Annotated in this window: 18 protein-coding genes; 7 read left to right on the top strand and 11 right to left on the bottom strand. The window is 70.4% G+C overall.

Annotation, left to right across the window (positions count from 1 at the left end):
- The 6 genes from ACYVD1_RS24545 to ACYVD1_RS24520 form a co-directional block, all read right to left on the bottom strand.
- Window positions 1-885, bottom strand: an 885-nt coding sequence (locus ACYVD1_RS24545) for a serine/threonine-protein kinase (protein WP_460776850.1), incomplete at its 3' end; no start/stop codon positions are given.
- 212 nt (window positions 886-1,097) lie between these two features.
- A complete protein-coding gene (locus tag ACYVD1_RS24540; protein ID WP_460776849.1) occupies window positions 1,098-2,486 on the bottom strand; it encodes a class II fumarate hydratase in 1,389 nt (462 codons plus the stop codon).
- 125 nt (window positions 2,487-2,611) lie between these two features.
- On the bottom strand, window positions 2,612-3,181 hold the full coding sequence (locus ACYVD1_RS24535) for a DUF1707 domain-containing protein (RefSeq protein ID WP_460776852.1): 570 nt from the start codon (window positions 3,179-3,181) through the stop codon (window positions 2,612-2,614).
- A 147-nt stretch (window positions 3,182-3,328) separates the two neighbouring features.
- On the bottom strand, window positions 3,329-3,805 hold the full coding sequence (locus ACYVD1_RS24530; RefSeq protein WP_460776848.1) for an RNHCP domain-containing protein: 477 nt from the start codon (window positions 3,803-3,805) through the stop codon (window positions 3,329-3,331).
- Window positions 3,802-4,185, bottom strand: a complete 384-nt coding sequence (locus tag ACYVD1_RS24525; protein ID WP_460776847.1) for an RNHCP domain-containing protein — start codon at window positions 4,183-4,185, stop codon at window positions 3,802-3,804. Before ACYVD1_RS24525 ends, ACYVD1_RS24530 begins: the two co-directional genes overlap by 4 nt.
- Before the next feature lie 387 nt (window positions 4,186-4,572).
- Window positions 4,573-5,565: a lytic polysaccharide monooxygenase auxiliary activity family 9 protein gene (locus ACYVD1_RS24520; protein ID WP_460776846.1), complete on the bottom strand. Its 993-nt coding sequence runs from the start codon at window positions 5,563-5,565 to the stop codon at window positions 4,573-4,575.
- 563 nt (window positions 5,566-6,128) lie between these two features.
- Here ACYVD1_RS24520 and ACYVD1_RS24515 point away from each other — a divergent pair.
- Together ACYVD1_RS24515 and ACYVD1_RS24510 are read left to right on the top strand one after the other, a co-directional pair.
- Window positions 6,129-7,058, top strand: a complete 930-nt coding sequence (locus tag ACYVD1_RS24515; protein WP_460776845.1) for an ABC transporter ATP-binding protein — start codon at window positions 6,129-6,131, stop codon at window positions 7,056-7,058.
- Entirely contained in the window at window positions 7,055-7,876 is an 822-nt protein-coding gene (locus ACYVD1_RS24510; RefSeq protein ID WP_460776844.1) for an ABC transporter permease, read from the top strand. The genes ACYVD1_RS24515 and ACYVD1_RS24510 overlap by 4 nt, the downstream gene beginning before the upstream one ends.
- A 143-nt stretch (window positions 7,877-8,019) precedes the next feature.
- Here ACYVD1_RS24510 and ACYVD1_RS24505 read toward each other — a convergent pair whose 3' ends face one another.
- A complete protein-coding gene (locus tag ACYVD1_RS24505; RefSeq protein WP_460776843.1) occupies window positions 8,020-9,750 on the bottom strand; it encodes a hypothetical protein in 1,731 nt (576 codons plus the stop codon).
- A 189-nt stretch (window positions 9,751-9,939) separates the two neighbouring features.
- Window positions 9,940-10,965, bottom strand: coding sequence for a class II fructose-bisphosphatase (gene glpX, locus ACYVD1_RS24500; protein ID WP_460776842.1), 1,026 nt, complete (start codon window positions 10,963-10,965; stop codon window positions 9,940-9,942).
- A gap of 222 nt (window positions 10,966-11,187) precedes the next feature.
- Between glpX and ACYVD1_RS24495 the strand changes: the two genes are divergently transcribed.
- Entirely contained in the window at window positions 11,188-11,799 is a 612-nt protein-coding gene (locus ACYVD1_RS24495) for a TetR/AcrR family transcriptional regulator (protein WP_460745843.1), read from the top strand.
- 89 nt (window positions 11,800-11,888) lie between these two features.
- Window positions 11,889-12,527, top strand: a complete 639-nt coding sequence (locus tag ACYVD1_RS24490) for a DUF4245 domain-containing protein (protein WP_460776841.1) — start codon at window positions 11,889-11,891, stop codon at window positions 12,525-12,527.
- Window positions 12,528-12,678: 151 nt separating this feature from the next.
- Here ACYVD1_RS24490 and ACYVD1_RS24485 read toward each other — a convergent pair whose 3' ends face one another.
- On the bottom strand, window positions 12,679-13,650 hold the full coding sequence (locus ACYVD1_RS24485) for a 4-hydroxy-3-methylbut-2-enyl diphosphate reductase (RefSeq protein ID WP_460745690.1): 972 nt from the start codon (window positions 13,648-13,650) through the stop codon (window positions 12,679-12,681).
- Between the two features lie 297 nt (window positions 13,651-13,947).
- Between ACYVD1_RS24485 and ACYVD1_RS24480 the strand changes: the two genes are divergently transcribed.
- From ACYVD1_RS24480 to ACYVD1_RS24470, 3 genes are all read left to right on the top strand, one after another.
- Window positions 13,948-14,646 (top strand): hypothetical protein, encoded by a 699-nt coding sequence (locus ACYVD1_RS24480; RefSeq protein WP_460776840.1) that lies wholly within the window; start codon window positions 13,948-13,950, stop codon window positions 14,644-14,646.
- Between the two features lie 166 nt (window positions 14,647-14,812).
- The gene (xseA, locus tag ACYVD1_RS24475; protein WP_460776839.1) at window positions 14,813-16,294 is read left to right on the top strand and encodes an exodeoxyribonuclease VII large subunit; all 1,482 of its coding nucleotides are present in this window, start codon (window positions 14,813-14,815) and stop codon (window positions 16,292-16,294) included.
- A 3-nt stretch (window positions 16,295-16,297) separates the two neighbouring features.
- Window positions 16,298-16,576, top strand: a complete 279-nt coding sequence (locus tag ACYVD1_RS24470; RefSeq protein WP_460776838.1) for an exodeoxyribonuclease VII small subunit — start codon at window positions 16,298-16,300, stop codon at window positions 16,574-16,576.
- Window positions 16,577-16,631: 55 nt separating this feature from the next.
- On the opposite strand, the gene ACYVD1_RS24465 is transcribed toward ACYVD1_RS24470, so the two are convergent.
- Together ACYVD1_RS24465 and ACYVD1_RS24460 are read right to left on the bottom strand one after the other, a co-directional pair.
- A complete protein-coding gene (locus tag ACYVD1_RS24465) occupies window positions 16,632-17,162 on the bottom strand; it encodes a DUF6542 domain-containing protein (protein ID WP_460776851.1) in 531 nt (176 codons plus the stop codon).
- A gap of 192 nt (window positions 17,163-17,354) precedes the next feature.
- Window positions 17,355-18,713: a DNA recombination protein RmuC gene (locus tag ACYVD1_RS24460; RefSeq protein ID WP_460776837.1), complete on the bottom strand. Its 1,359-nt coding sequence runs from the start codon at window positions 18,711-18,713 to the stop codon at window positions 17,355-17,357.
- Window positions 18,714-18,722: the final 9 nt, after the last annotated feature.

Below are 18,722 nucleotides of genomic sequence, written 5' to 3'. Positions count from 1 at the left end.
GACCGCGGCCGCGCCCATCATCCCGGCGGCGCCCGGGCCGCCGGACGATCCGCCGGACGGGCCGCCGCCTTCGCGGCACTGGCGCAGCAGGTCCAGGGCTTGGTCGACGGTGAGCCGACGGACAGGGTCGCGGTCCAACAGTCCCGCGATCACCGGCTCCAGCCACCCGGCCCGCTCCATCGGGGGGAGCGGGGCGGAGATGACCGCGGCGATCGCGGCGGTGATGTTGTCGCGCCGGAACGGGGACGTCCCCTCGACTGCCGCGTACAGGGTGACGCCGATCGCCCACAGGTCTCCCCGGTGCTCGGCCGGGCCGCCTTCCAAGCGCTCGGGCGGCATGTACTCGGGCGAGCCGATCAGCGCCCCGGTCCGGGTGATGCTCGGACCGCCCTCCATGGTGGCGATACCGAAGTCCGTGAGGATGACCCGGCCGTCCGAGGACATCATGATGTTGCCCGGCTTGATGTCCCGGTGCAGGACACCCGCCCCGTCCGCCGCGCGCACGGCCTGCAGGAGGGACTCGGCGATGTCCCCGGTCCGCTCGGGAGGCAGGGAACCGGCCTCGCCCAGCATGTCCTGGAGGGAGCCGCCCTCGACGAGCTCCATGACCACCCACGGGTTGTGCTCGTACTCGAAGACGTCGTGGATGGTGATGACCGTGGGGTGGGCGATCCGCGCGGCCGACTGCGCCTCCCGGCGCACCCGGGCGTGGGCGTCGTCGCGCTCCGCGTCGGTGAAGTGTCCGGGGAGGAGGACCTGTTTGATCGCGACGACGCGGTCCAGGGCGGTGTCGTGTGCCTCCCACACAATGCCCATACCGCCGCGGCCGAGCTCACGGCGCAGGACGTAGCGGTTCGCGATGGCGCGTTCGCTGTTACTCGACATCTATCGCCCTCTCGAAGCGGGCTCCATACGGGGTGCTCTGACAAGAATGTCCGACGTGCCCCGCAGAGGAAAGGTTCGTGGTGGTGGGGGAGAGGTATCGCATCGGTATACGGGAGCGGTGGCCCGGGCGGCCACCCGGACTGACGGATACCACACCACGGGGCACCTCGCGTGCGCGAGGTGCCCCGTTCGGGTACGACCGGTGACCGGGACTACTGGGAGTTGGTCATCTTGAGGACGTCGAGGGCGGCGTCGAGCTGCGCTTCCGTCAGCTTGCCGGACTCGAGGTAGCCGCGCTCCAGCACGACCTCGCGGATGGTCTTCTTCTCGGCCAGCGACTGCTTGGCGACCTTCGCGGCCTCCTCGTAACCGATGTACCGGTTGAGCGGCGTGACGATCGACGGGGAGGACTCCGCGTAGGTGCGGCACTGCTCCTCGTTGGCCCCGATACCGGCCACGCAGCGGTCGGCGAAGACCGTGGAGACGTTGGCGAGGAGGCGGATCGACTCGAGCACGTTGCGCGCCATCATCGGCAGCTGGACGTTCAGCTCGAAGTTGCCGGAGGCGCCGCCGAAGGCCACCGCGGCGTCGTTGCCGACGACCTGCGAGGAGACCTGGAGCATGGCCTCGCACAGGACCGGGTTGACCTTGCCCGGCATGATCGACGAGCCCGGCTGCAGGTCGGGGAGGAAGACCTCGGACAGGCCGGTGGTCGGGCCGGATCCCATCCAGCGGATGTCGTTGGCGATCTTGCAGTAGCTGATCGCGATCGCCCGCAGCTGGCCGGAGAGCTCGACCAGGCCGTCGCGGGCGCCCTGCGCCTCGAAGTGGTCGCGGGCCTCGGTCAGGGGCAGACCGGTGTTGGCGGCGATCTCGGCGATGACCCGGGGGGCGAAGCCCACGGGGGTGTTGATGCCGGTGCCGACGGCGGTACCGCCCAAGGGCAGCTCGGCCACGCGCGGGAGCACGGCCTCGACGCGCTCGACGCCGTAGCGGACCTGAGCGGCGAAACCGGCGAACTCCTGGCCCAGGGTGACCGGGGTGGCGTCCATGAGGTGGGTGCGGCCGCTCTTGACGACGGACGCGAACTCGGTGGACTTGCGGGTGAGTTCACCCTCCAGGTGGCGCAGCGCCGGGATCAGCTCGTTCTGGACGGCTGAGGTGGCGGCGATATGGATGGAGGACGGGTACACGTCGTTGGACGACTGCGAGGCGTTCACGTGGTCGTTGGGGTGAACGTCGAGGCCGGTGCGCTCCTTGGCGATGCTCGCCACGACCTCGTTGGTGTTCATGTTGCTGGAGGTGCCAGAGCCGGTCTGGAAGACGTCGATCGGGAACTCGTCGTTCCACTTACCTTCGGCGACCTCGAGGGCGGCCGAACGGATGGCCTTGCCGAGGTCGTCAGCGATGACGCCCAGCTCGGCGTTCACCTTGGCGGCAGCGGCCTTGACCTCGCCGAGCGCGGCGATGTTCGCGTTCTCCAGACCCTGGCCCGAGATCGGGAAGTTCTCGACGGCACGCTGGGTCTGGGCCCGCCACTTGGCCTCGGCCGGGACCCTGACTTCGCCCATCGAGTCGTGCTCGATACGGAACTCACTCATTGCAACCCATCTCTCCTGGGAAAACCTGTGACCTAAAGCCTGCCAGACGCGGCGGAGCAGATCGCACCTCACCCGGGCTTCCCGGTGTTACACGGGTCATGTTGAGGTCGTCCCAGGTCATGGCCCTATAAGTGGAGCTGGGGCCGGTTGCGCCGGCGGGGCAGGAAGCGTCGGCGCTTGGGGGCGCGTACCCGCACGCTACCGAAGATGCTGAACCCGCCGACCTCCAGGACCGGGGGGTTGGACAGGGTGGGGCGGCGTGCGTTGGTGCTGCGCCTGCCGAAGAAGGACCAGCCGGTGAGCCGCACCTCCACGCCTTCGGGGACGTCGATGATGACGCGGCCGAAGAACACGCTGGCCGACATCCGGTGGTGGTTGTGTGTGAGCAGGGCCTCGCGCATGTCGATCTCGGCGCGTCCGGCGACCGCCCCGGCTGGTTCGTCGGGGAGCGCCACCCACCGTCCCTTGCGGGTGAGGGTGGTGAACCAGCTGACCATCGGCTCGGGGTCGAGCTGGATGGGCTGTTCCTCCGCGGGCATGAGGTCGGCGGTGATCCCCGGGAGCTCGCCGAGGGTCTTCGCCTCCTGCGCCTGGTTCAGGCGCTCCTCGAACTCGTCCATGTCGAGGCGGCCGTCGGTCACGGCGGCGCGCAGGACTTCGCTGACTCGTTCGCGGTCGCTGTTGGAGGCCCTCATACGGGCGGGGGATACGTCCTCACTCACGCCAGCAAGACTAAACGAATCACGCCCTGGAGGAACGGGGGCCCACAGCGGTGACGGGCCGGTGGCGCGTGGGGCTGTGCGGGGCCGCGGGTCCGGCGGGGCCGGACCCGCGGCCACCGATCACAGGCGGACCAGCGCCCGGCGGGCCGTGCCGGACACGGCCAGGGGGCGTACCGCCAGGCGGACCAGGGCACGGGCGTTGTCGTCGCCCGCGACCCGGTTGGCGCTCAGTTCTCCGCACGAGAGGCAGCGGTGGATGATCAGCCACTCGCCGTCGGGGCGGGCGCTGACACTGGTCGCCGCCATCCGGCCGTGGCAGTCGGCGGACCGGTCACCCGGGACACGGCCGTCCACGTGCAGGCTGGTGAGGCAGTGCGGGCAGTGGTTGCGGTGTGCGGTGCCCAGCGCCCGCAGCGGCACGTCGAGCCGGCAGTGGGCGCAACGGAAGGATTCCGCGACCGGTCCGGACCGGCGGCCCTGTTCGCCCCTGGCCCGTAGGACGGCCTTGGGGCGCTGCTCTCGGCGCTGTCCGCGCCGGTCACGCGAGCCGTTCCGGTCGCTGTGGCGGCGGTCGTTATTGCGTCGGCCCACGCTCACACCTCCCCGAGCATCTCGAGCGGGAACGGCGGTTCGGCGAGCGGGCGTACGGCGATCCGCATCAGGACGAGCGGGTTGTCGTCGGTGGCCACGGCGCTCTCGGACAGTTCGTCACAGCGGACGCAACGGTGGACGAGCCGCCACTTGCCGTCGCGTGGAACGACGACGGAGATGGCTGTCATGCGCCCGTCGCAGTCGCTGACGCCGTCCTCGACCTGGTCGTGGACGTGGAGTGAGCTCAGGCAGCTCGGGCAGTGGTCACGTGGTTCGCCGCCGGGGCCGGGGGCGGACACGGAGAGGCCGCAGAGTACGCAGCCGAAACTCGCACGCTGGGCGTGGGTGTTGTGGATGGAACCGGTGGTGGGGTCGATAGTGGACAACCCGGAAACTCCTTGCTGGAGAGTGAGAACAGATCAACAGCAAGAGCGCCGAGCGGGTCTCGACGGGGGCCGGGTCCGGTCAGCCTTCCGAAGGGTGTCGGAGGATGCGCGGGACCGTGCGGCTGTGAGGCGCGCTCGGCGCGTTCCGGGGCATCAACACCTGTCCTAGCTGTGGGGCGGGTCGTCCCCAGCGGTTCGTCAACGTCTGCGGAACCTCAACGTTAGGCAGGGGGCGGATGTGAGCGCAACGTGTTTTATTTCGCCTGTGGACAGCGAGGGCTCGGGGAAACGAGGCGGCCCCGGACACGTGGTTTCCGTGTCCGGGGCCGCCTCTCGTGGCCGTGCTCCCGGGGCGCCCCGGGGTGTGCGTCAGACCGCGGCTCCGTTTCAGGCGGTGGCGCGGCGCTTGCGGGCCAGGTGCAGGGCGCCGGCGCCCGCGGCCATCAGGGCGATCGCCGTGGCGAAGAGCGCGGTGAGGGCGCTGCCGGTCTGGGCCAGCTGCTCACCGCCCGCGTGGTCGCTGTGGTCGGCGGCGGCCGCGTCGTCCTCGACGGCCTCCGCTGCCTCGTCAGCGGCCTCGGTGCCGGCCTCGTCGGCCGCCGCTTCCTCAGAAGCGGTCTCGGCCCCCTCGGCCCCCTCGGCGTGTTCCGCGTGCTCGTGCTCGAGGTCCTCGTACGCGGCGGGGTCGATGGAGAAGCCCTCGTCGTCGGCGGAGGCGGTGGTCGCCGCGGCGCTGTCGCCGCCGAAGCTCACGTCGGAGCAGCTGTAGAAGGCCTCAGGGCTGTCGGTGCGCTGCCAGACCGTGTAGATCAGGTGCTCGCCGCTCTTCTCGGGCAGCTCGGCGGCCATGGTGTAGGTGCCGTCCTCGACCTCCGGCTGGTCGTCGACGGCGAACGGCTCTTCCTCGAGGTCGCCCCAGGCCAGCGGGCTGCTCGAGTCCCAGTCGTCGGTGGTGACGTAGTACTCGATGTAGCCCTCGTGGGGCACCGCGGCGGTGTACTCGAAGGTGTAGTCCGAGCCGGAGGGCAGCTCGGTGATGGCGGTGCTCGCCCAGTCGCCGGGGTTGTCCAGTGCGGAGTACTTGTCGCGCCCGGCGCTGCACAGTTCGCCGTCGGGGATGATGTCGCGGTGCTGGCCGTCTGCCTGGGCGATGTTGACCTCGTGCCAGTCGTAGAGCGGCTGCGTGCCGTTCTCCTCGACCAGCTGGACACACATCTCAGACTGGGGGCTCTCGGGTCCCTCCTCGTAGCAGGCCGCGATGCGGCTGATCGGGTCGCCGAGGGTGCCGTGGGCGCTCGCCGGGGACACGGCGAGACCGGCGAGGCCGATCGGCGCGACCGCCAGGACGGCGGTCGCGCGCATGAGTCGTCCGAACCTCATCAGGGGGTGCTCCTCAAGTCGTGGACTAGCGGGGGAACCGTGCGGATCGCGAGACCGCGCGGTTGTCCGGGCTGGAGGGACGACCTTTCGGGCAGCCCGGTGGCATGGGGCCCGCCGGGGGTTCCAGCCCGCCCGAAAGGTATGGGTGGCGACTATACAGACATACATCAAAAAGGGAAGCTTTTCCGGAATAAAAAGCTTTGACCTGCGTGGTTGACGGATCCACCGATCAACAGTAAGGTTTGTTTTCGGTTGAGTGCGGCATCGTGTACTAAAATGGCCATGGTTATCATGAAAGGTGCTTCGGGTGCCCCGGGTGCGTGATGCATTACCTGTGTCTTGCGCCCATTCGATGCTTTATTTGATAATGGTTCATATCTGACCAAAGAATGGGTCCGTGATTCCGGAGGGGCGCCCGCGGGCCGTGGCGGCCGTGTGCCCGGAACCGTCCGCGGAACAGTGCCCGGAGCGGCGAAAAACCGCTGGAAAACGTCCGACCGGCTGCCTACCTTGGTCCCATGACCACACGAGGGCCCCGACGGGCCGTGCCCGGGAGCGCTGCCATGACCTCCCGGAACCCCTCCTCAGAACCGGCGCTGCACCTGCGCGGTGTCGTCAAGCGCTTCGGCTCACTCACCGCGGTCGACGGCCTCGACCTCGAAGTCCCGCAAGGGGTCGTCCTCGGACTCCTCGGCCCCAACGGCGCCGGAAAGTCGACCATGATGCGGATGCTCACCGCGCAGTCCATCGCCGACGAGGGCAGCATCAGCATCCTCGGCCACGAGATCCCCGCCGAGTCCAAGTGGGCCCGCGCCCGCATGGGTGTCGTTCCCCAGCACGACAACCTGGACGAGGAACTCACGGTCGAGCAGAACCTGCGGATGTTCTCCTTCCTCTACCGGGTCCCCCGCAGACAGCGCAGGGAAGCCATCGCCCGCACCATGCGCCTCGCCCAGCTCAGCGACCGCGGAGACACCCCCGTCGACGACCTCTCCGGCGGGATGCGCCGCCGGCTGCTCATCGTCCGGGCCCTCCTGCACCGGCCGGAGCTGCTCCTCATGGACGAGCCCACGGTCGGCCTGGACCCGCAGGTGCGCCAGGAACTGTGGGGCGTCATCGCGGCCCTGCGCGACGAGGGGGCCACTGTCCTCATGTCCACGCACTACATCGAGGAGGCCGAACGCCTCTCCGACGAGGTCGCCCTCATGGCGAAGGGCCGCGTCATCGAGCGCGGGGCCCCCGCCGACCTCGTCGCCAAGTACGCGGGGGCCACCGTCGAGGAGTACACACCCGAGGGCGAGGACGGCCTGGCCGCCCTCGAGAGCCTGGTGCAGGGCCGCGGGTTCAGTACCCGCCGGACCGGAACCAGCCTGTCCGTCCTCCGCGCGGAGGAACTTCCGGAGTCGGTCCGCGACCGGTTGACCCGACCCGAACGCCGGGCCAGCAACCTCGAGGACGTATTCGTCACCCTGACCGGGGAGGCCGTGGAATGAGCCTGACACAGCAGCGCGCCGACGCCCGGCCGGAACGGCACGCCAGGCCCGGCCGCTTCGAAGCCGACGCCGTCGTGGGGGTGGTCGCCCGCGAGTGGATCCTGTACGGGCAGTCCTGGCGGGCCACCACCTTCGCGGCGGTCGTCGAGCCGACCCTCTACCTGCTCTGCTTCGGCTTCGGCATGGGCGCCCTCATCGGCACCCTCGCGGGGTTCAGCTACATCGACTTCCTGGGGACCGGCATCGTCGCGGTGTCGGTCATGTTCCAGTCGATGATGCCCGCCGTCATCAACACCTTCATCAAGCGCCGGTTCCTGCACACCTACGAGGGCATCCTCGCCGCCCCCGTCGACGTGCGCGAACTCGTCACCGGGGAGGCGCTGTGGCTGGCCCTGCGCTCCGGGGTCTACGGCTGTGTGCCGCTGCTGGTGGCGATCGGCTTCGGGCTAGAACCCGGACCCGGGATGCTGCTCGTGCCGCTCATCGCCTTCCTCGCCGGGTTCGCCTTCGCGCTCTTCGGTATCTGGATCTCGGCGCTGATCCGCTCGGTGCGCGCCATGGACTACGTGTTCAGCGGCCTGTTCACCCCGCTGTTCCTCCTGGCGGGAACGTTCTTCCCGCTCACCGAACTGCCGGGCTGGGTCCAGACCGCCGCCATGGTCAACCCGCTCTACCACGCGGTCGAGCTGATCCGGGGGTCGGTCTTCGGCGGAATGGCGGCCGGGACGGCGCTGACGCACATCGCCGTGCTGCTCGCCTTCGTGGTGCTGATGTGGAACCTGGCCGCCTTCCAGATGCGGCGCAGGGTCGTGAACTGACCGGGCTGTGGGGCAACCGGGCCGATCTCGGGCAGCCAGGGCGGCCGGGACGGCTGGGCGGTGGAACAGTGATGGCGTGGGAGGGATGCCCTCCCACGCCATCGGCGTTGTCCGCCCGGAACCCCGGGCCGTGAACCGGACGGTCAGGCCCCGCTGGGGGCCCACCGCAGCTCGAAGGTGGCGCGCTCGCCGCCGTCCGTCACGCTCATGCCCACGCCGACCGCGCCCCACTGGTCGGGCACGTCCACGTCACCCGTGTCCAGGATCTGGCGCAGGTCGAAGAAACCGGCCATCACCGCGTCGTCCAGGTCCTGCATGGCCTGCTGGAAGACGGCGTCCTCGCCCAAGCCCCCCGTGGGGTTTCCGCCCTGCGAGACGACCACGGTGTCGCCGTCGCTGGTCACCCCGGGCGGGTCGGTGGTGGAGTACGGCCCCACGACGATGTCCTCGACGAAACCGTTCAGCGCGCTCTCGTCGCCGCCGACCGCCCGGTACTCGAAGGCCGGGTCTCCGCCGGGGCCGTAGGAGTTGCCGAGGGGGTCCCCACCCGGATCGACCTCGGACAGGCCGAAGGCCGTGGAGGTGCCAAGCAGCGAGGTGAAACCCTCGGGCAGCGGGGCGCCGATGGCGTTCAGGTCCGTCTCCATGTCCCGGCGGACGTCCGCGGTCAGGAAGGGGAGGTCGTCCTCCTCCCAGGCGGTGCTCAGCGCCTCGTCGAGGCCGCTGCCGCCGAGGGCCATCACGGTGTCGGAGGGGAGTTCCGCCATGGCCGCCACACTCGCGCCCTGGGCGTCGGCGAGCCAGGACAGGTCCTCGTCCTCGACCTCGAAGCCGAACACGTCCGCACGGGCCTCGAGGTAGTCGCCGTCGACCCGGACGGAGGCGGTCATCCGGCCCTCGACCAGGTCGGCGTCGCTACCGAGCCCGCCGGTGAACTCGTTGCCGACGTCGGTCATGCCGCTCAGGGAACCCATGTCGGCCCAGGCCAGGGCGATGCTGCCGCTGGGGACGTCGCCGGCGTCCGAGTTGTAGGTGCTGTCGTCCGCCAGGGTGCCGTGGGACGCCATCTGGTCGTTGTAGTCACCGAGGGCGGCCTCGGAGTCGCTGAAGACCACGAAGTCGTCGACCATCTCGTGGTGGACGTCGTGGCTCTCCCGGAGCCCGGCGAACTGGGTGTCGGCGGCACCGGCGTCCTCGACGGCCAGCGCTATCGCGTTGCCCATACCGGCGTGGTCGGCGGCCTCGGAGTTGTTCGTGTGCCAGGCGCTCAGACCGACCTTCGGCCCGATCCAGGCCTCGACCCCGGCCTGGTCGAGGTCGTAGGCGTCCGCGAACACCTCGGCGAACAGCGCGGTGGGGTCGTCCCCGGACTCACTCGTCTCCTCGGTGACCTCGTCCGGGAGCTGGTCGACGAAGCTCAGCAGGTCGATGGCCTGTGAGCCGTCGATGTCCAGGTCGACCTTGCCGAAGGCCACGGAGTTGCCGGGCAGGACCGACTCGGGCTGTGTGCCGTCGAAGCTGACCAGGGAGACCGTCGCCCAGACGGTGCCCGCCATGACGGTGACGGCCACACCGGCGGCCGCGGGGATCAGCCACTTGCGGCCACCGCCGCCACCGGGGGGCGGCATGGGGCCGCCGGAGTACTGGCCGCCCTGGGGCGGACCGCCGTAGGGCGGCTGGCCGGGGCCGCCGGGACCTCCGGGTCCGGGGCCCATGGGTGCGCCGGGCCCGCCCTGGTACGGCTGTCCGGGCCCCTGCGGGGGCGCGAAACCCGGCTGTCCGGGAGCCTGCTGCGGAGGGAACCCCTGACCAGGCTGCCCCGGCTGCTGCGGCGGTTGCCACTGTGGCTGCTGAGGGTGGTCTGGATAGGACATCGAAATCCTCCGGCGAGGGTGCTTCTAGGGACGGGCGGCCATGCGGCCGATGACAGGTCAGATGCCAGCACACGTGGTGTTGTTCGCGCTCCGGCGGCGGGTTCGCCCGCGCGTGGACGGGCCGGTCACGAGAGCGCCCCGGTGCCCGCCGTCACGGCGGAGACCGGGGCTTCCACGTGCGGTACCGGGCTACTCGGGCGGGGAGGTGAGGTCGACGCCGCTGTAGGCCGACAGCTTGCTGAGACGGTGCTCGCTCTCGACCTGGCGCACGGTGCCGCTGCGGCCGCGCATGACCAGCGAGTCGGTGGTCACACCGGTGGACTCGTAGCGGACACCGTCGAGCAGCTCGCCCTCGGTGATGCCGGTCGCGGCGAAGAACACGTCGTCGGAGGAGACGAGGTCGTTCGTGTACAGCACGCGGTCCAGGTCGTGTCCGGCCCCGACCGCCTGCTGGCGCTCCTCGTCGTCCTTGGGCCACAGGCGGCCCTGGATGACGCCGCCCAGGCACTTCATCGCGCAGGCGGTGATGATGCCCTCGGGGGTGCCGCCGATGCCCAGCATCAGGTCCACACCGGTCCCGGAGCGGGCCGACATGATGGCGCCCGCGACGTCGCCGTCGCTGATGAACTTGATCCGGGCACCCGCGTCGCGCACGTCCTGCACGAGCTGTTTATGCCGCGGACGGTCCAGGATCACGACCGTGACGTCCTGCGGGGACTTGCCCTTGGCCCGGGCCACGGCGCGGACGTTGTCCGCGACGGGAGCGGCGATGTCGACCACGTCGGCGGCCTCGGGTCCGGTGGCGAGCTTCTCCATGTAGAACACCGCGGACGGGTCGAACATGGTGTTGCGCGGGCTCATCGCGATCACGGCGACCGCGTTGGGCATCCCCATGGCGGTGAGGGTGGTGCCGTCGATCGGGTCGACCGCGACGTCCCACTCGTGGCCGCCGCCGTCACCGACCCGCTCGCCGTTGTAGAGCATCGGGGCGTTGTCCTTCTCGCCCTCCCCGATCACGACGATGCCGTTCATCGACACCGTGCTGATCATGTGGCGCATCCCGCGCACCGCGGCGCCGTCGGCACCGAGCTTGTCACCCTTGCCGACCCAGCGGGCCGCGGCGAGCGCGGCGGTCTCGGTGACGCGGACCAGCTCCAGCGCGAGGTTACGGTCGGGCGCCGAGTACTGCGCGGACGGACTACTGGACTGCGACATGGACGTGACACCTTCCGTCGGGAATCAGGATGGGATGCACGTCTTAGGGTAGTCACCGCAAGTGAACCTTGGCTGTCACGGGTGGGAGGAGTCGCCCCGGAAGCAGGAAAGCCTTCGCGGGTGCGGGGGCTGCCGGTTACAGGTCCGGGGAGACCGGTGGCAGGGTTCGTGGGCGCGAAGGTCTACGCTGGCGGGGACCCGGACAGGAGTGAGGGCGTGACAGTGGACAAGACGGACAAGCCCGCGCGGGTCTCGCCGCGCGGAGCGGCTACCCGCAGTTCCCTGCTGAAGGCGGCGGCCCAGGTGTTCCGCACCATGGGCTTCGCGAAGGCCGGTGTGAGCGAGGTCGTCGCGGTCGCCGGCGCCAGTGTGGGCAGCCTGTACCACCACTTCACCGGCAAGGCGGACCTGTACGTCGCCCTGTACGAGGAGTTCCAGCAGCGCCAGCAGGAGCGCACCCACCAGGCGGTGCGTGACGCGCGGGCCGAAGGTGAGAGCGATCCCACCCGGCTGATGAACATCGCGGCCCACGCCTACCTGCTCGGCTCCATCGAGGAGCGGGAGACCGCGCGGCTGTTCTTCAGCGGCGACGGGCCGCCCGGCTTCGACTACCGGCTGCGCTCCCGGCTCACCCAGTGGACCGACCGCAACGTGGCCCTGTTCCGCAAGGCGGACGAGCCCGTGGACGAGGCGCTGCTGATCGTGGTGAGCGGTTCCATGCTCCTGGCCGTGGCCGAGGTCGTCCGCCGGGACGACGCTGACGCGCACCGGCTCGCCGATGACATCACCGGCCTGTTGACCGAGTTGGAGCGCCGCAGACGCCCCCAGGACTGAGTTCCCGCGGCGGCCGAGGTTCTGGTCACGGCCGCTAAACGCACCCCAGGTCGAAGCGGGCGCGACCCTGGGGCAAGCTGGTGATTGTCATGAGTTCATACAGCCGGGCCAACGCCACTTTCAAGAACTACGCCATCTCTCTCGGGATCGTCGTCGGCATCCTCCTGTTGATGGCGTTCGTGGTCTCCACACGTTCGGACGAGAACATTCCCGCCGTGGAGTACCGCCCGGACGTCGAGGTGCTCAGAGACGCCGCCGACTATCCGGTGGTCGCGCCCGAGGGCCTTCCCGAGGGGTGGGTCCCGACCAGTTCCACCCTGGACGTCACCGGGCCGACGGAGTGGAGCCTCGGGTTCGCCACGCCGGAGGACAGCCACGCCATGCTGACCCAGAGCGACGGTGAGCCCGACGACGTGGTGGCCGACCGGGCCCAGGACGCCGATCCCGTGGGCACTGTCATGGTCGCCGGCGAGGAGTGGGAGCACCTGGAGGGCGAGGACTGGAGCCTGATCGTGCTGCGTGAGGAGGACCGGACCCTGGTCGTCTCCGGAAGCACCACGCTCGACGAGTTCGCCGTTCTGGCCGGGCACCTGGAGACCCTCCCGGTCCAGGACGCCGAGGACGCTGACGAGGACTCGGAGGACGGTTCGGGCGGGGGCGCCGAAGACGCCGAGGGCGCTGACGAGGAAGCCGAACAGGAGGCCGACGAGGAGGACACCGACTCCTGAGGTCTCGCCCAGCGCAACCGGGACCCCGTTGACGGGTCCCGGGCCCGACGGGCCCCGAGCGGACCCCGCGCACGAAAGTGCCCCGACCGGAATCCGGTCGGGGCACTCTGCGTCGTGTGACCCGGTTGGCCGCTGGCGGCCGGACCGCCGGCTACTCCGCGCGCAGGTCGCGGCGCAGCTCCTTGGGCAGCGAGAAGGTGAGGGTCTCGTCGGCGGTCGTCACCGGGCTGACCGAGCCGAAGCCGTAACCGGCCAGCTTGTCGAGCAGTTCGCGGACCAGGATGTCGGGCACGGAGGCGCCGCTGGTCACACCAACGGTGGTGACGCCCTCGAGCCAGGCCTCGTCCATGAGGGTGGCGTTGTCGATCAGGTACGAGGCGTCGGCGCCGGCGTCCAGGGCGACCTCGACCAGGCGGACGGAGTTCGACGAGTTGTCGGAACCGACCACGATCACGAGCTCGCACTCGGGGGCCATCGCCTTGACGGCGTCCTGGCGGTTGGAGGTGGCGTAGCAGATGTCGTCGCTGGGCGGCGCGAGCAGGTTCGGGAACTTCTGCTTGAGGGCGTCGACGGTCTGGTTGGTCTCGTCCACCGACAGGGTGGTCTGGGACAGCCAGGAGACGTTGTCGGGGTCGCGGACCTCGACCTTGTCGACCTCTTCCGGGCTCTCCACGATCTGGATGTGCTCGGGGGCGTGGCCGCTGGTGCCGTCGACCTCCTCGTGGCCGATGTGGCCGATGAGGACGATGTCGCGGTCCTCCTTGGCGAAGCGCTGGGCTTCCTTGTGCACCTTGGTGACCAGGGGACAGGTGGCGTCGATGGTCTTGAGTTCGCGCTCCGCGGCCTGCTTGTGGACGGCGGGAGAGACACCGTGAGCGGAGAAGACGACGATGGCGCCCTCGGGCACCTCCTCGGTCTCCTCGACGAAGATCGCACCGCGCTCTTCGAGGGTGCGCACGACGTGCGTGTTGTGCACGATCTGCTTGCGCACGTAGATCGGCGCGCCGTACTGCTCCAGGGCCTTCTCGACGGTGATGACCGCTCGGTCGACACCGGCGCAGTAGCCCCGAGGATTGGCGAGTAGCACACGGCGTTGGTTCGTGGCAGTCGTCGTCGCAGTCATGTAATACATCCTAGGTGCCATGGCGGGCTGTGGATCCGAGTGTGGGATAGTGCACCGAACTGGGCATACCTATCAGTGCGGCCACGAGCAGGTGACGCCCGGGCAACGGAACGTATCCGGTTCGGCTTCGAAGTGGCGAAATCGTTCACTCCTCTCCTGCTCGTGCTGTTCCTCCCTCCTCTATCCTGGTTCACCATCGCATCTGTTATGAGGCGGTTCGCCCTCAACTCGGCCTTGCCTGGTTTGCTGGACGCGCGCCGCCGGCCCAACGCCGAGAGCATCAGGAGCCCCCGTCCTATGTCGAACCCGACCATCGCGACGAAGCTGACCTCCCTCATCAAGGGCATCTTCGGGCGCAAGGACCAGGTCGCCACGACCACGCAGGACAAGAAGGACGAGACCCCCGCGACGGAGACCCCCGCCAAGGAGACCGCCGAGTCTACGGGGACCACCGAGGCCCCGGCGGAGTCCCCCGAGGCCGCCACCGAGGCTCCCGAGACGGAAGAGAAAAAGGAAGAGCCCGCGGCCGAGGACAAGGCCGCGGAGAAGAAGGCCGAGGCGAAGGGCAAGCCGGCCGCCAACGGCAAGCCCTCGGACGACAAGCCCGAGGCCCCGGTCGAGGCCCCCGCCACGGAGGCCGCCGAGGCGGCCGAACTGGTCGAGGAGCCCAAGGGCGAGCCCACCGAACCCGCCACCGCCGACGTCCCCGAGGACGGCTCCGCCCTGGCCGAGGAGCTCGAGGCCGCCGAGGCGCACACCAAGGTTGCCAGCGACGACGTCCTGGAGCGGGTCCGCAAGGACGTCTCCCCCTCGGCTGAGGACCTGGCGGTGCCCACCTACGACGAGCTCACCCTGCCGTCCATCCGGGCCCGCCTGCGCAAGCTCACCATCGATCAGGTCCGCGACCTGCGCTCCTACGAGGTCGCGCACGAGGGGCGGCCCGAGTTCATCAAGATGTACGACAACCGCATCGCCAAGCTCGAGTCCGGGGCCTGAACCGGACCTCCCCTGAACCCCGGCCCCGGAACAAGGCCCAGCCCGGTTCCGGGGCCGCACCTTGTCTCGGGGGACTCGCTGACCAGGGGCCCGCGGTTCAGGAAAACCGTGCCCCCGCCCCTCTCCTGCCCGGAACTGTCGGCACCCTGGCCTAGGCTCTGGAGCCATGGGAATGGAGAGCTCCGCGGAGGCACCGCAACCGGTAAGGGTCGTGCTCCAGGCGGTCGGCGGCTGGATCGACCGGCTGGGCGCCATCTGGGTCGAGGGGCAGATCGCCGAGCTGAACTCGCGCGGCCGGATGTCCTACATGACGCTGCGCGACCCGGTCGCCAACGCCTCGATCCGGGTGATCTGCGAGACCTCGGTGCTGCGCAGGCAGGAGCCGGCGCCGGTGCCGGGCGACCGCGTGGTCATCCACGCCAAACCAGACTTCTACCAGCTCAAGGGCACTTTCTCGCTGCGCGCGCGGGAGATCCGGCACGTCGGTATCGGCGAACTGCTGGCCCGTTTGGAGCAGCTGCGGCGCACCCTGACCGCGGAGGGCGTGTTCGACCAGGCCCGCAAGCGGCCGCTGCCGTTCCTGCCCAACACCGTCGGCCTGGTCTGCGGCCGTGACTCCGCCGCCGAGCGCGACGTGTTGGAGAACGGCCGCCGCCGCTGGCCCGCGGTGCGCTTCGAGGTGCGCCCGGTGGCGGTCCAGGGCGACCGCGCCACCCGTGAGGTGATGGAGGCGCTGCGCGAGCTGGACACCCACCCCGAGGTCGACGTCATCGTGGTCGCCCGGGGCGGCGGGTCGATGGAGGACCTGCTGCCCTTCTCCGACGAGGCGCTCGTCCGCGCGGTCGCCGCGGCGGCCACCCCGGTGGTCAGTGCGATCGGCCACGAACAGGACACGCCCCTGCTCGACTACGTGGCGGACGTGCGCGCCTCCACCCCCACCGACGCGGCCAAGCGGACCGTGCCGGACGTCGGGGAGCAGTTGGAGATCGTCCGGCAGCTGCGCGACCGCGGCCGCAGGGTCATCAAGGGCGGTGTGGACCGCGAACTGAGCTGGTTGGCGAGTGTGCGCTCCCGTCCGGTCCTGGCCGATCCGGTCAGGGAGATGGAGCGGCTCACCGAACAGGTCCTGGAGCTGCGCGACCGCGCGCGGCGGAGCCTGGCCATCTCGCTGGACCGGGCCCGCGACGGGCTCGGCCACACCGAGGCCCGGTTGCACGCCCTCTCACCGGCTACCACGCTGGCCCGCGGATACGCGATCGTGCAGCGCGAGGACGGTTCCGTGGTCCGTTCGGCGACCGAGCCCGCAGTGGGGGAGACCCTGCGGCTCCGGTTCGCGGAGGACGGCCTGAGTGCCACGGTCGACTCCGTGGACCCCGACCCGGCGGGCGGCGGTGACGCCGCCGCGGCCGGACCTGCGGCGAAGGCGGAGTCCGGCGCCGCCAAGGCCAAGGCCACCGGCACGGCGAAGACCAAGGGAACCGGGGTCGGCACCGCGAAGAACAAGGGCACGGGTGCGGCGAAGGCCAAGGCCACGGGTACCGCGAAGACCAAGGGCGCCGGGGCCGGCGCGGGGAAGGCGAAGCCCGCGGCCGCGAAGACGAAGCCAGCCGCCGAGAGCGGGAACGAAGACACCACCGAGGGGGAGTAGGGCATGCCCGAGACGAGCACGGACCAGGGCGCGAACGGCGGCGCGGGCGACAGCGGGGCCCCGGAGCTGAGTTACGAGGAGAGCCGGGACGAGCTGAACAACGTCGTCCGCAAGCTGGAGTCGGGTGGCCTGACCCTCCAGGAGTCCCTGAAGTTGTGGGAGCGGGGCGAGGAGCTGGCCCGGATCTGTGAGCAGTGGCTGGAGGGCGCTCGCGCCAAGCTGGCCGCCGCGATGGACGAGCGCAGGGACGACGAGCCCGGGGACGGGGACACCCCCTTCTGACGCGGGCGTGCCCGACCGGGTACTCCCGGCTCGGGCGGCCTGCGCCGGGTGTGCCCTACTTGCGGCCGTTGAGCTCGTCGCCGAGGGTGCGCAGGTTGCCGGGCAGGCCGCGGAAGACCGCGATGACCAGGACCAGGGCGGTACCGAGGAACAGCCACGGCGCCACCTCGGCCAGGCGGGAGGCCAGCCCCAGGATGAGGACCCGGGCGAAACCCTCGTTACCCAGGGCCAGCAGGGCCTCGGCGGCCACCACGGCGACGAAGTAGGCGATCGGCGGGCTCACGGACAGCGACAGGAGGTCGGTGGGGCGTACCAGCGCGGCGGTGACCAGGCAGGCGAGGGTGAACGCCGCGCCCGGGGCAGCCGGCGCGGAGGCCAGGTGGGCGATCATGGTTCCGGCGAAGCTGCAGACGACGATCAGCAGGACACCGCCGCGGCCGGTCAGCCGGGGCGGGCGCCGTGGGGTGTCCGTAGCGGTGTTTCCGCGCGGCCTGGCCGCGTTCGATACGTCCCGGCCGCGACCGTTGGACCGCACGAAGTACGGGGCCTGTCCGGGCTCCGGACCGTCCGACTTGCGCGGGGGCATGGTCGTGCGCCTCCCAAGTTTGTTACTCACAGTGTTTAGTGTGTCACTTCTCGTGAAGCTTCCAGGGTCTTTCCTGGGATCGTGTCGTCATTTCGGCCACTTGCCCCTTCCGGGCTGAACGCGCCTTCCACCCTTTGGACGCCGAGATCTCCCCACCTGGTTCGGTCCGTTTCCGGGCGCTTGCCCGCTTCGTCACTCTCCGTACTCGCGTCCGGCGGTCGGGTTTTGGGTCGAACCGTTGTGGCCGTTACCCCCGTGCCGAATACCCTCGACATCGGCCGGTCCCGGTGCGTCCACGCCGGGCATGTCGGACCCCCGGCTCGTGAGTCCCGGTTCCGCGAGTCCCGGTTCCGCGAGTTCCGGTGCCGCCACCGTACGCGGCCGCTCCTCCACACCCGAGAGCCGGTCCAGGTCTCCGTCCACCAGGCCCAGCTCCTCGAACCGGCGCGCGGTCACCAGGACCCGGCTCTCCAGTGAACCCACCGTCTGGTTGTAGGCGCTCACCGTCCGGGTCAGCGACCGTCCCAGGCCCTCCACGTGCCCGCCCAGCGTCGACAGCCGCGCGTGCAGCTGCTTGCCGAGGTCGAACACCTCGCGCGCGTTCTCGCTCAGCGCCTCCTGCTGCCACGCGTACTGGGCGGTGCGCAGGAGGGAGATCAGCGTCGTCGGCGTGGCGATGTGCACCCGTCGGCCCATCGCGTACTCGAGTAGGCCGGGGTCGTACTCCAGGGCCGGGGCCAGGAAGGCCTCGCCGGGGATGAACAGCACCACGAACTCGGGCGCCGGCGTGAACGCCGTCCAGTACGACTTCGACGACAGCTGGTCCACGTGGGTGCGCACGTGCTTGGCGTGTGCGCGCAGCCGTTCTTCTGCCGCCGGCCCCTCGCCGGTCTCCACCGCGTCCAGGTACGCGGCCAGCGGCACTTTGGAGTCCACGACGATGTTCTTGCCGCCCGCCAGCCGCACCACCATGTCGGGCCGCTGCGAGCCGGACACCGCCTGCTCCTCGAAGTCGCAGCGGGCGCCCATCCCGGCCAGTTCGGCCACCCGGCGCAGTTGCAGTTCACCCCACCGGCCGCGCGCCTCGGGCCTGCGCAGGGCCGTCACCAGTGACTGCGTCTGGTCCCGCAGCCGGTCCGAACCCTCGCGCACGAACTCGACCTGCTTGGCCAGCTCCGCGTGCGCGGCGGCCCGCCCGGCGTCGACCTCCCTCAGCTGGGTCTCCACCCGGTTGAGGGTCGCGGTCAGCGGCTCGACCATCCGCTCCACCGCGCGCCGCCGCTCGTCCAGGTCGCCCCCGGCCTCGGCGCTGACCGCGCGCAGCCTCCCCTCGGCGAGTTCGAGGAAGCGCTGGTTGGTCTGGTCCAGGGCTTGCGCGGACAGGGCCCGGAACCGGTCGGCGAGCTGTTCCTCCACGTAGGCGGCGTGCTCGTTCGCGGCCCGGGCGTCGGCGCGCGCCTCTGCGTCGCGGCCGCGGGCGAGCAGCCAGCCCACCGCGGCGCCGATCGCCAGGCCGATGAGGAGTACGAGTACGAGTGCGAGGGCGTCCATGGCGCCATG

It is taken from the genome of Nocardiopsis nanhaiensis (assembly GCF_054778635.1).
Note: the sequence above shows the minus strand (reverse complement) of the source record. Positions and strands in the feature narration are given on the sequence as shown.

Bases quoted from the DNA above. Each gene is read 5' to 3' on its own strand.
- ACYVD1_RS24515 (WP_460776845.1), top strand. From the start codon at position 6,129: ATGACCTCCCGGAACCCCTCCTCAGAACCGGCGCTGCACCTGCGCGGT.
- ACYVD1_RS24465 (WP_460776851.1), bottom strand. From the start codon at position 17,162: ATGCCCCCGCGCAAGTCGGACGGTCCGGAGCCCGGACAGGCCCCGTAC.
- ACYVD1_RS24520 (WP_460776846.1), bottom strand. From the start codon at position 5,565: ATGAGGTTCGGACGACTCATGCGCGCGACCGCCGTCCTGGCGGTCGCG.
- ACYVD1_RS24470 (WP_460776838.1), top strand. From the start codon at position 16,298: ATGCCCGAGACGAGCACGGACCAGGGCGCGAACGGCGGCGCGGGCGAC.
- ACYVD1_RS24485 (WP_460745690.1), bottom strand. From the start codon at position 13,650: ATGACTGCGACGACGACTGCCACGAACCAACGCCGTGTGCTACTCGCC.
- ACYVD1_RS24540 (WP_460776849.1), bottom strand. From the start codon at position 2,486: ATGAGTGAGTTCCGTATCGAGCACGACTCGATGGGCGAAGTCAGGGTC.
- ACYVD1_RS24460 (WP_460776837.1), bottom strand. From the start codon at position 18,713: ATGGACGCCCTCGCACTCGTACTCGTACTCCTCATCGGCCTGGCGATC.
- ACYVD1_RS24480 (WP_460776840.1), top strand. From the start codon at position 13,948: ATGTCGAACCCGACCATCGCGACGAAGCTGACCTCCCTCATCAAGGGC.
- xseA (WP_460776839.1), top strand. From the start codon at position 14,813: ATGGGAATGGAGAGCTCCGCGGAGGCACCGCAACCGGTAAGGGTCGTG.
- glpX (WP_460776842.1), bottom strand. From the start codon at position 10,965: ATGTCGCAGTCCAGTAGTCCGTCCGCGCAGTACTCGGCGCCCGACCGT.
- ACYVD1_RS24505 (WP_460776843.1), bottom strand. From the start codon at position 9,750: ATGTCCTATCCAGACCACCCTCAGCAGCCACAGTGGCAACCGCCGCAG.
- ACYVD1_RS24490 (WP_460776841.1), top strand. From the start codon at position 11,889: ATGAGTTCATACAGCCGGGCCAACGCCACTTTCAAGAACTACGCCATC.
- ACYVD1_RS24510 (WP_460776844.1), top strand. From the start codon at position 7,055: ATGAGCCTGACACAGCAGCGCGCCGACGCCCGGCCGGAACGGCACGCC.
- ACYVD1_RS24535 (WP_460776852.1), bottom strand. From the start codon at position 3,181: ATGAGGGCCTCCAACAGCGACCGCGAACGAGTCAGCGAAGTCCTGCGC.